This window comes from Paenibacillus sp. MT124 (genome assembly GCF_058792755.1).
The window spans coordinates 1,762,526-1,775,599 of sequence record NZ_CM179500.1; the positions used below are offsets into that span (position 1 = coordinate 1,762,526).

Here is a 13,074-nt window from a genome sequence, read left to right on the forward strand (position 1 = left end):
TGGCACAAGTGTGCTGATTCAGGAGGATTTTAATGCACCAAGAGCATACCGTGGGTCTAGAGGAAAATTGGATTCAATTCATGATATTAAAGACCAAACTGGAACTGCCTCCCTTGCCTCCAAATACGTTGGATCGTCCAAGGCTCAGTTCAACCAGAGAACAATTATACAACTTTAAAGTCACGCTGCTTACTGCTCCGGCGGGCTCAGGGAAATCCACATTGTTAGGCAGCTGGGTGCAGCACGAGCAAGCAGCCTGTGTTTGTCTGGATGAGAAAGATCAGGACCCGCTTCAATTTTGGTTGTATGTTATTCACGCGCTTGATCGGGTTAAGCCGGATTTTTGCCGTGAAATCTTAGGGCATTTTTTGCGAGGCTACAGCATGGATCCGCGATCAGCACTGGTGTTGTTAATGAATCACCTTACCTTGGCAGAGCAACCGGTGTTACTTATTTTGGATGATTACCATGCTGTAACCCAAGCAGAGATTCATGAACAAATGGAGTATTTTGTTGAGAATATGCCTCCGTCCGTTCATCTCGTATTATCGAGTCGGACATCTCCGCCGCTCAAGCTGGAGAAGCTGAAGCTTCGAGGGGAACTCAGGCAGGTTATGCTTCAGGATCTGGCGTTTACTCCCGAAGAAGGAGTAAAGTTCTGTCAGGATGCCCTGAAGCTCAACGTTACCAGTTCAGATGTCCATGACTGGGTGCGGCAGACGGAAGGGTGGGTGGCCGGACTTAAGCTGCTGGCACTGTCCTATACCGATAGCACAGAACAAGTAAGATCGCGCAGTGCCAATCGACGGGCTCCAACTTCTCAGGATGATCACCATCACTACGGCGATCGGTCAGTTTCCGAATATTTACTGGAGGAAGTGTTTCATCGGCAATCCCCGGAAATGCAGCATTTCTTGCTCGGCACCTCTGTCGTACAGCGGATGAATGGAGATCTATGCAGAGCACTGACCGAAATAAGTGAAGCTCCGCAATTGCTCAGACATCTGGAGAAGGAGCATCTGTTTCTAATTACAATGGATCGGGGAGCGTACTGGTTCCGTTATCATCATATGTTCTCATCCTTTTTGCGGCGTGAGCTTGCTCGTTCCGGAACGGAACAGGTGAACGCACTTCATGCGAAGGCTGCACGGTGGTACGAACAGCAAGGATATGCAGCTGAAGCACTGGATCATTATATTCACGGACAGCATGTGCAGGATGCGGCCCGGCTGCTGGAGGAGTTATTTGCACATTTTATTATGGGTGAATGGTGGACACTTCGAAGGTACTTCGATGTTCTGCCACAGGAGGTGGTGAAGGCTCGTCCCAAATTGTATATGTCCTATTTATTTCTTATTGCTCGTGAACGGCCATATGGTGAGATGATGAAAGAGCTTGATGGACTGGAGCATATGATTCAGGTCCATTTACAGGACCAATTGCCACCTGAGATAAGCAGTTACTTGCTGCAGGTCGTTTGTGTGATGAGGGCTTATATGGCTTATCTAAACAGGGATTTACAAGGGCTGTCTGACCATCTGATATTCTATATCGATCAAGGTTATCCGGATGATATTGCGTTTCAGTATATGGATTATGACCGGAGGGAAAGCATGCGTCTGCGCAGCTTCCACGGTGTGAACGGTTCCCTGCAACGAAGCGAACAATGCTTCGGTGCAATCACGAATCGCTGGTTTGCAGAGAGTTCTTATGTGACCTCCTATTATGGTACTGGCTATGCTGAAATAAAGCTGGAGCAAAATCGCTTGTCCGAAGCGATTCATTATGCGGATCGTGCTCTTGAAATTGCACTCCAGATCAAAGTCGCTGCACTTCTAGTACCAGCCTACGTTCTCAAAGCAAGAATAGAAATGGCTCAAGGTAGACCGAATGAAGGGGTGAAGCTGCTGCAGCAGCTCTGCGTTCTGTTATCTGTCAAGGATCTGGAGTACTGGCAGCCGATCATTCAGGCACATCAATACCGATTGCAACTCGAAATTCAACCTACAGTAACAGCACAGCTCATGGTTGATGACTCTATTATCGAAATGGTGAACCCTGAGATCAGCTGTGATCAGGTATTCAGCTCGCTTGTACGTGTGCGGGCTAAATTCTTGTTAGGGGATGATGAAGAGTCCTTGAATGAGCTGAAACGCATACGTGCACTTGCTGAAGAACGGAACTGGTTAACGGAACAAGTCGAATGTGGACTGCTTGAGGCTCAGATTCTTCAACGCCAAGGGCGTCAGGAGGAGTGTATGGCTCCGCTGCTGCGCGCTATAGCGATTGGCAGTTCCGAGGGCTACATTCGTTCTTTTATAAACGAAGGCCAACCCGTCAAGAGCCTTTTGCAGCACTACCTGCATTTGCGTCGTACGCATTCCATACCAGATTCGGGCATTAAACTGGCCTATGTAAAGGAACTGCTATCTGCATTTGCAAAAGAAAACCGGGATGGTATTCCCTCCGTGCGGCTTAGTCCCATGGAGCAAAGAGTATTTGGCTACATTGCTGAGGGGTTAACCAGCAAACAAATCGCAGCTGAGTTTGGAATTTCAGCAGGAACGGTTAATACGCATATCAGGCGGGTGTTTGCGAAGCTAGGCGCGAGTAGTCGTGCGCATGCCGTACAGATTGCTGAACAGCAGGGCTGGCTGTGAATGTGCAGCAAGCTGTCTATCGTTTTGTAGACTATTTTCTCATGGAAGTCTCTCCTACAATAAAGACAATTAATAACTTTGCTGTTTAAGAAAAAGCACGGTTAGAGTCATGTGGGAGGTAAAGCTTAACCATGTCAACACGTCTATCCAAAGGGAAAACACGAAACAAAAACAACAGAATCTTACCTTATCTGGCAGTTCTATTGTCCGTCTCATCACTTACTGTTCCTGGTAACGTCGGGGCCGCTGCGGGAACCGGGAGCGCAAATGACTTACAGCAAGCCTCGCCTTGGGCGAGACAGGCCATTGAGATCGTAACAGAACAACAGATGTTCCCAGGTACGCAGGATGGATTGTTTCATCCGAGAGGGAGTCTTACACGCGGTGATCTGGCGTATACCTTGGTTCGCATTGCGGGTTTGAATCAGGACTCTGAAGTTCAGAATTCATCCGAAGCTTTCAAGGATCTGAATTCAGGCACGGATAACATTGCTTTTATTAAATTGATAAGCACTGCAGGAATCATGAAAGGCTATCCTGATGGCACATTTCGTCCGGATGGATTGGTCACCAGGGAACAACTCGCAGTGACTTTGATGCGTTTGATTCATTTTAGAGGATTTACAGAAGCAACAGGTACGAACTCAATGTTATCTTTCAAGGATGCTTCCAGTATCAGTCCATGGGCTGCAGACAGCGTGAAGCAGGCAGTTGAACTGGGCTTGTTAAAGGGCGAGAATGGCCAGTTTGCTCCGAAACGTGCTACAACAAGACAAGAAATGGCTGTGATTGCTTTGCGTGGAAGCGACGCGATCAAGGCGCTTGAACAATCATCGGAATTGGATAATGCTGCTTCAGATTCTGATTCGGATAAGCCAGATCAAGTGACGGAAGTTGAGGGGACGACTACAGGTAGTGGAGTTACAGGGAATACCGGTGGAAACGCAACGAATGGGAGTGGAAACAATTCCGGCAGTGGAAGTGGAAATGCAGGAGGAGGCAGCGGATCAACGCCAACGAATCCAACCAACCCAACCAACCCAACCAACCCAACCAACCCAACCAATCCAACCAATCCAACCAATCCAGAAACTCCTTCCAACCCTGAACCTGAAAATCAAGCCCCAGTGGTGATTAACGATGGGTTGCCCGATCAGGAACTTGTTCTGGATCATGCGTCTCTGGAGTTTCAGGCTTCCTCTTACTTCAGTGATCCGGATGGAGAAGTCCTGCAATTTAGTATTATAGATGGAGATGAAACGGTTGTTTCTACTGCGGTAGATGGTCAGACAATCAAGCTCACAGCAGTGGCAGAAGGAGAAGCTGTACTTACAGTCAAGGCTGTCGATAACCAGGGTGCCAGTGTTACTGCACAGTTCAAGATCACGGTCCTTGCGAATACGATCAGCAGGCAATTCCCTGATCCTAATTTAGCGCGAGCTGTTGCCTATTGGCTTGAGAAGGATGTGGATGATCCGTTAACCAAGCAGGAACTGGTGGATGCACTGGTACAGACGGACGGAGGACTGTATGCGCGAGATGCGGGCATCTCTGACCTGACAGGATACGAAATTTTCAAAGGCATGAACGTTACGGAAATTGACCTATCCGGGAATAACATCAGCCTTGTGAATGCTGAAGGTTTTACGCATTTGAAGAAGCTGGATTTATTCAGCAATCAACTTACAGAGGTCCATGTGTCAGGACTTTCAAACCTTGAGGAGCTGGTATTGTCCTACAATCAGTTGACATCACTTGATGTAAGTGGCCTGAGTTCCCTTCAAGTGTTGGACGTTGGCGATAACCAACTGAATCATATCCCTACCGGAGTTGCTGACCTGCCTTTACTGCAAAACTTAAATATCCGTTACAATTCCATTATGCTCAGAGACGAGCCTGACTTTACTTTGCATATGGGGCTGATTGAACGTTTACCGATGTACGATTTCGATGATGCTGCACCAGTTCTGGTGGAGGCCCCCGCTGGGAATACCGTTTATGTTGGTGACGAAGAGACCGAGATCGATCTGGCATACATGTTTGAAGATGAAGATGATGACCGTTCAACACTGATTCTCACAGCAGAGTCACCGGACCCGCAGCTAGCTGAAGTCAGAATGGAAGGGCAGAAGCTCTACATCAGAGCTCTTGCATCAAGTGAAACCCCGATTCAAATCCACGTGCAGGCTAGAGACGTGCTGGGCAGAATGGACGCAGGATACGTAGAGGTCATGCTTAAAACGAGAGAAGAATTGCTCTAAAATTAGTCGCTTTTCAATTCAAGCAATCGAATAATATCAGGTGCTGCGCATCTCCTCTGGAGGTGCGTTTTTTATGCTGCATGCAGTCCAATAATGTTAGAATATTCAAGGAATGTATACGAATGATTCCGTTTATAACAGCGAGAGTGACAGGGAGGAGAATGAAAAATGTCTGAAGGTACGTTGAATCCAAGTAATGCGGAAGAATCAGCCTATGTGCGTAATCAACTGATTGCATTTAATGCGGCTCATCTGAGCGAAGATCTGAAGCATCGGTATGAGGAATTGAATTTTAATATCAAAAATGAGGCAGGGGATATCGTTGCCGGCGTCCTCAGCACGCTGTGCTGGAACTGGTTGGAACTCGATATCCTATGGGTAGATGAGAAGCAGCGGCACCAGGGTTTTGGTTCCCAATTGCTGCTCGAGATTGAACGTATTGCACGTGAGAAAAGCTGTGATTTTATTATGCTGAATACATTTTCGTTCCAGGCACCGGGCTTCTACAAGAAGCATGGATACCAATTGATGACAACCCTTGAGAACGCGCCAACAGGACATTCTCATTATTACTTTAAGAAGGATCTAACGTAGGGTAAGATATAGAGTACGGAACAACATGATGGGAATTTAGGAGGATCGATCTATGGTTACAATCAGAGACATTGAACTTCAGGATTTGCCGGCCTTAAGCAAATTGTACAATGAGTTGATGGGGACCCCCACCAATGAGGAGCAGATGCAGAAAATGTTTAAGTACATACAACAAAATGGTCATTATCATGTGCTTGGTGCATTTTACAATGGTGAACTGGCCGGATCTGTTATGGGGATCGAATGCATGGATCTCGTGGGACAATGCAAGCCTTTCATGGTTGTAGAGAATGTGATCGTATCCGATCAGGTACGAAGACAGGGAATCGGTCAGAAGCTGATGCTCCAGATTGAACGGATTGCGAGAGACCTCGGGTGCGAGTACATGATTCTGGTATCTGGAGATCAGCGCAAGGAAGCACATCTTTTCTATGAAAAGCTTGGATTCAAGGATGAGAAGGTCCAAGGGTACCGGAAGCATTTGAAATGAGTATTTTCCATTTGTAATTGTGCCGGGGGGAAAATAATAGTGAATCCTCTCGGGCAGTTAATGCTTCCTTTACAGGAGTGTGTCTTTGTTGCACGAGAGGGGAAATCTGATGTGTTACAATCATGGGCTTGCTTTGTGTTCCTGTTTTCTCTTTCGCAAGCGTCCGACGATATATAGTGTGGATGGAAAAATGAGGAAGTTAATTGGCAGCACAAAGCGGATCCAGATCACTTCCAGCAGGGTTTTGGAGGATGGATCGAGCCTGACTATCGTCATGGCCAAAGCCCCAATGATAAACGCAGCAGCCCACAACCACTTTTTCCACCCAGGGGTGCGACCAATCCATTGGGCTGACCCATAACTGGCGATAAACAGGTAGACGGATTGCTTAATGAAGACACTGATCACCCAAATGGAAACCATGATAATTTCCAGACTCTGAATAAATTCCATCAGATAGACAAGCTTGACCATTTCAAAAAAAGGATAATGGATTCGCGCGGCCAATTCTGCTCCAAAGGTCATGATGACCCACACAGCACCCAAAATCAGAAACGTTGTCGATAAGAAGACCGCGCTCAGGATACTTTTGGATAGCTGCCGCTGTTTATCTGTCTTGTTGGAAAAGGAGGTAAAAGAGATCAGCATCATGACTAGAGAGACTTCGCCTAACAGAGAGGTTGGTGTCAGGGCTCCTCTCATAATCGGAAGCATGCCTGAATCGGAATAGATAGGCAGCAGGGCATGAATCCTTAGATTGTGAGAAGTCAAAATGATGGTGAACACGAGAATAAGCAGGAGAATGGGGCCCCACAGTTCACTTAAGCGTCCAATGGTCTCAATTCCACCTTTGTAGACAGCATAGACCACAACAGCAAGCATTGTCAGGACGATCAGATAGTCCGGTGTTTTGGGCAACAGGCTGAGCCGGACAAAAGTATACTCCTCCCTGAGCATAACTGCGACCACCCAATACCACTGGGCAAGATAGAAAAGACCTACAACTTTTCCTAATCCTTTGCCAAGGATGGTGGTGGTGAATTCCATCAGTGTTTGATCCGGATATAGCAGGCTGACCTTGATACATATCCACCCAATGAACAGGCTTACCAGACCGGCCAGGATCATTGACATCCAGACATCCTGCTTGCTACTCTGGATTGCGAAGTTAATGGAGAGCAGCAGGTTCATGCCGATCTCGATAGACATGATAAGCCAGAACAATTGACGGTTACTGATCTGCATGTTGTTCTTCTCCTTTGTATACATCCGGCAGCAATGATTTTCCCGTCAATCCCGCTCCATCCACTTTGACATTCACTTTAACGGAAATATCTGAAGCACGGAAAAGCGTATTCCAATCTCCGGCCATCTTTTTCCACTGCTGAGGATACTTACGATGGATGATATCTCCAAGATCAAAAATATCTGTCTGAAACTCATCCTGAACCTTAGTCACGATATGTTCGATTTGCCGTTGAAGCTGCAAATTCAAGCGTGTCTCCACTTTTTTGATATTCTCGGGAATCGACAGATCTAAACCGGTATTGTTCTCGGGTATCTGCCCTTGAGCAGAGAGCACGACGTTCAGCCGAATGGGATGAGTGTTAATCACCGGCGTGACTTTGGATTTGAAATTCCTGGCTCGCACTGCGACTGTGCTCTCTGGTCCGTCCATCTGCGCGATCAAATCCCGGTTACGAAGTTTGTTGACAATCCACAATCTTGCCCAGTATTCGTTGTAGCCCAGGTACCCGGTCAGTTTCAAGGAACGGTCGAAGATCGCGGAACCAGCAGCCTCCAGTGTCGGCGTAGGGGGGCTATCATTCTCATTCTTTTTTTGGGACTCGCCAGGCGGTGAAACAATTTGCAGCACAGGCATGACCGATCCGCCGTAAGCATTACTCATGATAAAAAAATCAAGTAGAGAACGGCCTACCGGTGCACCGATTTTTTCCTGAATTTTGAGTACGGCGACTGAGGGATTCTTCTCCAACTGATTGGATAACGACATAGCCTGCTGGGCTGTTCCGCCTTTGACCACGAATATATTGGTCCTTAGCCGCAACTCCGGGTTTCTAGCATATTCATCGACAATATGGCCGATACCTCTCTTGGCCAAAGACTCCCCAAGGAAAATATTGCGACGATGGCTGGCAAACAAAACACGTGACATTTTCTTTTGAATGTTTTGTGCAGCGTCAATGACACTTCTGCCTCTCGCAGTCTGCAACATATATTCATTATTTCCTCCTTGAGCACCACCTGATTTGGTATTCATGGGCACCACAATGTTAGCTGTTGCCGTGTAGCTCCCATCTTCGTTAAGGTCCATGCCCCAGCCAAGGATGATCGCCCTGTCATTCATTTCTTGCCGGTCCCAGCAGCCCGTAGTGATCACCAAAAGTACGAAAAGCAGCGGCATCATGGTATAAAATCGTACGCTGTTCATTTGGATCTACTCCTGCTCTCTTGGGTTTGGTCTGACTCCATATCGGGTGGAATGCTGGCAAGCAGCTGTTTTTTATTTTTCTTTTTCCATACCGGACCTCGGAATAGAACATCATTCAGATGGCGGGAAGATGATGGTGCAACAGGCGTCATGTAAGGGACTCCAAATGGCTTCAGCGAAACAAGGTGGACACTCAGCGCAATCAGAAACAAAACAATCCCATAGAAACCCATAAAACCAGCGCATACAAGCAGTGGAAAACGGAGCATCCGAAATGCAAATCCCAGATTGTATCTGGGAAAAGCAAAGGAGGCAATACCGGTCGTAGCGACAATAATCACCATGGGTGCCGAAATAATACCCGCCTCTACTGCAGCCTGACCGATTACCAACGCACCTGCAATGCTGACTGCAGGACCGACTTGCTGGGGCAGTCTGATTCCTGCTTCACGCAGCCCTTCAAACACAAATTCCATGATGATCGCTTCAAATACAGCCGGTAAAGGAACTCCTTCGCGGGCAGAGGCAACGCTAATCAATAGGGATGTTGGAATGACCTGTGGATGAAAGGTGGTTAGTGCGACATACAGAGACGGAAGCAGCAGGGATATATGTACAAAAGTATAGCGAATCCAGCGTACAAACGTCATGTATTGAAAACGTTCATGGTAGTCTTCGGCAGACTGGAGACCGGTCCAATAATTCATTGGAGCAATCAGTACAAAAGGGGTGTTGTCCACAAGGATGGCAACCTTGCCTTCCAGCAGACTCGCCGCTGTGACATCCGGGCGTTCAGTGTTCTGCAGTTGGGGAAATGGGGAATAGGGATTATCCTCAATTAGTTCCTCAATATTAGCTGACCCTCCCAAAGCCTGAATATGGATCTGCTGCAGCCTCTTCCGAACGAGATGAAGCAGCTCATCCTGAACGATACCCTCGATATAACAAAGGACGACTTCCGTTCTGGTCAGTTCACCCATGCTCATGGATTCCATCTTCAGCCGGCTGCTGTGAATTCTTTTGCGCAGTAGTGAAGTGTTAACACGCAGAGTTTCCGTAAAGCCATCCCGCGGACCGCGTACGACCTTTTCTGAGGTAGGTTCTTCAATGCCTCGTTGTGCGGATTTGGAGAAATCCGCGAGAAGGCCTTGGCTCTCTCCCTCAATCAGGATCCCTGTTTGTCCAATCAGGATGCCATCCATCAGGTTGGTCAATGTTTGAGCCTGCTGAACCTTGCCTGCTGCTGCCAGTTTATCTCGTGTTAAAGTGCCCAAGTTCTTTTCTGCTGCAGCCTGAGCAAGTTCTCCCCCTGGAAGAAAAGGCTGGAGCAGCAGCTGATCGAGAAGTTCGGTGTCACACAAACCATCAATATAGATCAGGCAAGCGGCTAGAGAGTTTTCAACAGTGATCGTGCGGAAAACGACATCAGAACAGTTTGTGAACGAATGTTGTAATTCCTGAAGGTTAGACTCCAGATTTGGTTGGATGAAATCAGGAGTAGGACTCCCTTGATCAGCTGTCTTCGTTTGAGGGCCTGTTGGTACAGGAAGGGACTCTGATTTTTGTTTTTTTCTAAAAATAAATTGGAACATATGGTCAACACCTCTAAGTTAGGTATTTGCTGCTAATGGAGAAGCTATGCACAAGTGCAGTGAAAATTTGTGTTCAGTGGCAAACACTAGAGCATAAGAATCCCCTTGATGACCAGAAGGATTACTTAAGGAGCAAGGCGAATAAGGCATAGTCAACATTGAAAAATTCATGGATCTGAGGGAGGCACTCTCGTGTTCAAAAAATGGGCTAATGTCTTGATGATGATGAGTTTGATCTTCGCCGTATGTTCCCCAACATCTTACGCCGCTGCCAAAACGCTTAAGGTAACGGTGACGCTGATGAGCGCCGAGCTGGCAGAGAACAATTCCGTCGGCAACGAATGGGCAATAGGTGCAAGCGTGAACGGCAAAAACCTGAAGGAAGGTTCATCGGTTACATTAAATCTGAAATCAACTGATACGCTAAAATTAAAAGCGGAAGCCGAAGAACAGGATAAGATTCCGGATATCGGAAGCAAGAGCGCGAATGTCAAGGTATCTTCATTCTCCAAATCAACGAATAAGACTCTTTCCGTTGTTGTAAAAGAAAACAGGGGCCGATATTCGGGTAACACGGCAACATGGGAGTTCAAGTTCAAAATCAGCAAAAAGTGAGACCTGATAAAATGGCAAGAAAAAAGAGAGCTGTCAGCTCTCTTTTTTGTATTTATTCCTTATTATGTCCTTATGAATCTGATGAGGAGGAGCGGATATATTGCGGTGGATGAACATCATTAATCATTAAAATACCGTCATACTGATCACGGGGGACGAGGCTCTCAGGGATCATGCCCCAGCTGTATGCAAATCGTGGTTCGAACATCCAGGAGTTCCCGGTCTCTCTGTTCTGGTACCGAAGATCCAGGAAGCTATAAGGTGTATTTGTGGCAGACATAATACCTTCAATGGAACCAGGTGCAGCTGGTTCAACAGCATGAATTCCTCCGGTGTTATCGGCTGTTTGGCCGCTTGATGCATACAATCCCAAAACATAACTGTATTTTTTCATTTCTTCCGAAAGTTTCTCCCCCATCATGGTTATGGGATAGGGCGAGCCCATGACTTCGCTCTGCGCCTTTCTGATGTGATCATTATGTCCCCATACTATAAATTTTTCGTTTGGATAAACTTCGGTCGCAAGCCACATGAGATTGTCATGCATCGCCTGATCGCGCCATTCCATGGAATCTAGAAATGTCTCATATTTGCCCTCATTCATTTCACTTGTAGCCCGGATGGAAAGATCGACATATTCCCTCGCGACGCGAATTCGATCACTGAGGCTTCGCTCTAGCAGCATGGAAAGCTTGGGCTGATCCGGGTATTCTTTTTGCAGATAGGCCTGGTTCGGTTCGGACCTCAGGGATTGAAGAACGTCTTGGTATACCTTGATGATTTTATTTTTCTCAGCTCGATAGGCTTTCAGATCCGTACCGGCAGAGTAACTGGACAGTTTTTGTTCCGTGTGTGCTAGACGATTGGCAAGTTCTTTATCCTTCAGCCACTTACCATCCAATAACGGGAACTGCAGCTGCATGTCGAAACCGGTTAGAATGAGGGGCTGTTCAGTTTTTGTACTTGTTTTGAGGTAATCGAATAAGGGCATCATTTCCTTGGACCACCAGACGCCGAAAATGGCGTTTTTCATCGTTTGCTCTGGATGCTGCTGGTTGGCCGTGGCATTAGCCAGTGACGTGTTGGAAAGACCGCTCTCAAATGCAAGAACGTTGTATCCCATTTCCTGATGCAAAAACTGGATCAGCCGGGTCTTCGCCAGATTAAACTCGGCAACCCCATGAGAGCTTTCACCAAGGAATACCATTCGCTTGTCATGGAGCAGGGGTTTCAACATCTCGAGATCCGAGAAGGAATCGGTCTCCTGACCTGTCTTCGCAGGCTGGATGCTCTCCAGTCGATATGCGTGATCTCCAGCCCACTTGTTCCATTCTGTAATTTTCTCATCCGATGTTTTCGCAGTTTCCACCTGGGTTACCTGTCCATGAATGGTCTCCATAGCGGTTGATGAAGCTGCATCTGCATGTCTGATTGGATAGAGCAGATTCACCAGTATGACTGTAGACAGTGCAAGTACTGCACCCGTTTTTTGCTTTCTGAAATAGCTCAAAATAACGCCTCCTTCAACTATGAATTAACTATGAATTAACATAATGCTTCCGTATTGGACGTTCCGGCTTATGTCTGCTCATCGTCCCAGAACAGATCATTCAGTGTTCTTGAGAGTGCCTTGCATATGGCGATACATAAGCTGAGAGACGGATTATACTTGCCCAGTTCTATGAGACCAATGGTCTGCCTCGATACACCGACGATCCGTGCCAGATCATCCTGTGATAGATCCTTTTCTACCCTGGCGACTTTCAATCGTATATTTTTCATGCCCATTCACCCTTGTATCCTTTCTATGAATCACACTGATCTTTACTTGCGGCCTTTTGACTCGCCTTGTTTGCGAAGTGATGAACGATGATATTAAATCCCGCAAAGAGCGGAATGTATAGCAGCAGTGAAAATATGAACACGAGGAAGAAATACCACCACTTCTCATTCGCCGTATCGGCAAACAAAACAGAGCTTCTTATGCCTAGGAACAAGGCCATCGAAATACCGATAATGAGGCCCGTAATTACATTTCGCTGGCTGTACGACATTTTGCTTGTCTGGTCGTGGACCTCAACTTCATCCGAATAAATGCCCAGCATGACGGATCGAACTCCGAAATAAATACTTCCTGCGAGAATGACGATCAATTCCGTCAACATGGAATACGTTTCCCATTGGAAAAAACTTTTGACCAAGATGGAGACGCCGCATAGATACATAATTAATATGTAAGCTTCCTTGTACACCTTGTTTTTCAGATTGACGATACGCTCATCCTGATTGCCCTTTTTGTTGAACCATTTCATGATTGACCTCTCCTTTGTAGGAATTGAAAATGTGGGGAATATTTCCTATTGGTCTTATGATAATATTATTCGAGTCTTTTTGCAATATATATATGTCA

11 protein-coding genes are annotated in these 13,074 nt (G+C 46.6%); 5 read left to right on the forward strand and 6 right to left on the reverse strand.

The annotated features are described in order from the left end of the window. The first annotated feature begins 32 nt into the window (after window positions 1-32). From AC3RCI_RS08300 to AC3RCI_RS08315, 4 genes are all read left to right on the forward strand, one after another. Window positions 33-2,660 (forward strand): winged helix-turn-helix domain-containing protein, encoded by a 2,628-nt coding sequence (locus tag AC3RCI_RS08300; RefSeq protein ID WP_492528564.1) that lies wholly within the window; start codon window positions 33-35, stop codon window positions 2,658-2,660. Between the two features lie 131 nt (window positions 2,661-2,791). Further along, window positions 2,792-4,921, forward strand: a complete 2,130-nt coding sequence (locus AC3RCI_RS08305) for an S-layer homology domain-containing protein (RefSeq protein WP_492528566.1) — start codon at window positions 2,792-2,794, stop codon at window positions 4,919-4,921. A gap of 168 nt (window positions 4,922-5,089) precedes the next feature. After that, on the forward strand, window positions 5,090-5,515 hold the full coding sequence (locus AC3RCI_RS08310; RefSeq protein WP_492528568.1) for a GNAT family N-acetyltransferase: 426 nt from the start codon (window positions 5,090-5,092) through the stop codon (window positions 5,513-5,515). Between the two features lie 52 nt (window positions 5,516-5,567). Then, window positions 5,568-6,005 carry a GNAT family N-acetyltransferase gene (locus AC3RCI_RS08315; RefSeq protein ID WP_492528570.1) on the forward strand — a complete coding sequence of 146 codons (438 nt, stop codon included), beginning with the start codon at window positions 5,568-5,570 and terminating at the stop codon, window positions 6,003-6,005. Between the two features lie 120 nt (window positions 6,006-6,125). Here the strand turns inward: AC3RCI_RS08315 and AC3RCI_RS08320 are convergent, their stop codons facing one another. The 3 genes from AC3RCI_RS08320 to AC3RCI_RS08330 are packed head-to-tail and all read right to left on the reverse strand — an operon-like array spanning window position 6,126 to window position 10,049. Further along, window positions 6,126-7,250: a GerAB/ArcD/ProY family transporter gene (locus AC3RCI_RS08320; RefSeq protein WP_492528572.1), complete on the reverse strand. Its 1,125-nt coding sequence runs from the start codon at window positions 7,248-7,250 to the stop codon at window positions 6,126-6,128. Continuing rightward, window positions 7,237-8,457, reverse strand: a complete 1,221-nt coding sequence (locus AC3RCI_RS08325; RefSeq protein WP_492528573.1) for a Ger(x)C family spore germination protein — start codon at window positions 8,455-8,457, stop codon at window positions 7,237-7,239. The genes AC3RCI_RS08320 and AC3RCI_RS08325 overlap by 14 nt, the downstream gene beginning before the upstream one ends. Beyond that, complete coding sequence (locus AC3RCI_RS08330; protein WP_492528575.1) at window positions 8,454-10,049, reverse strand: spore germination protein; 1,596 nt, start codon at window positions 10,047-10,049, stop codon at window positions 8,454-8,456. The genes AC3RCI_RS08325 and AC3RCI_RS08330 overlap by 4 nt, the downstream gene beginning before the upstream one ends. 192 nt (window positions 10,050-10,241) lie before the next feature. On the opposite strand from AC3RCI_RS08330, the gene AC3RCI_RS08335 reads away from it, so the two are divergent. Next, window positions 10,242-10,664, forward strand: coding sequence for a hypothetical protein (locus AC3RCI_RS08335; RefSeq protein ID WP_492528577.1), 423 nt, complete (start codon window positions 10,242-10,244; stop codon window positions 10,662-10,664). 70 nt (window positions 10,665-10,734) lie between these two features. Here the strand turns inward: AC3RCI_RS08335 and AC3RCI_RS08340 are convergent, their stop codons facing one another. From AC3RCI_RS08340 to AC3RCI_RS08350, 3 genes are all read right to left on the reverse strand, one after another. Further along, window positions 10,735-12,174: an erythromycin esterase family protein gene (locus AC3RCI_RS08340; protein ID WP_492528579.1), complete on the reverse strand. Its 1,440-nt coding sequence runs from the start codon at window positions 12,172-12,174 to the stop codon at window positions 10,735-10,737. A gap of 68 nt (window positions 12,175-12,242) precedes the next feature. Further along, window positions 12,243-12,446, reverse strand: a complete 204-nt coding sequence (locus AC3RCI_RS08345; RefSeq protein ID WP_095288443.1) for a helix-turn-helix transcriptional regulator — start codon at window positions 12,444-12,446, stop codon at window positions 12,243-12,245. 23 nt (window positions 12,447-12,469) lie between these two features. Further along, window positions 12,470-12,976 carry a DUF6773 family protein gene (locus tag AC3RCI_RS08350; protein WP_492528581.1) on the reverse strand — a complete coding sequence of 169 codons (507 nt, stop codon included), beginning with the start codon at window positions 12,974-12,976 and terminating at the stop codon, window positions 12,470-12,472. Between the last annotated feature and the right edge of the window lie 98 nt (window positions 12,977-13,074).

Coding starts and splice junctions, on each gene's coding strand:
- AC3RCI_RS08330 (WP_492528575.1), bottom strand. CDS start 10,049: ATGTTCCAATTTATTTTTAGAAAAAAACAAAAATCAGAGTCCCTTCCT.
- AC3RCI_RS08345 (WP_095288443.1), bottom strand. CDS start 12,446: ATGAAAAATATACGATTGAAAGTCGCCAGGGTAGAAAAGGATCTATCA.
- AC3RCI_RS08310 (WP_492528568.1), top strand. CDS start 5,090: ATGTCTGAAGGTACGTTGAATCCAAGTAATGCGGAAGAATCAGCCTAT.
- AC3RCI_RS08320 (WP_492528572.1), bottom strand. CDS start 7,250: ATGCAGATCAGTAACCGTCAATTGTTCTGGCTTATCATGTCTATCGAG.
- AC3RCI_RS08325 (WP_492528573.1), bottom strand. CDS start 8,457: ATGAACAGCGTACGATTTTATACCATGATGCCGCTGCTTTTCGTACTT.
- AC3RCI_RS08350 (WP_492528581.1), bottom strand. CDS start 12,976: ATGAAATGGTTCAACAAAAAGGGCAATCAGGATGAGCGTATCGTCAAT.
- AC3RCI_RS08300 (WP_492528564.1), top strand. CDS start 33: ATGCACCAAGAGCATACCGTGGGTCTAGAGGAAAATTGGATTCAATTC.
- AC3RCI_RS08305 (WP_492528566.1), top strand. CDS start 2,792: ATGTCAACACGTCTATCCAAAGGGAAAACACGAAACAAAAACAACAGA.
- AC3RCI_RS08315 (WP_492528570.1), top strand. CDS start 5,568: ATGGTTACAATCAGAGACATTGAACTTCAGGATTTGCCGGCCTTAAGC.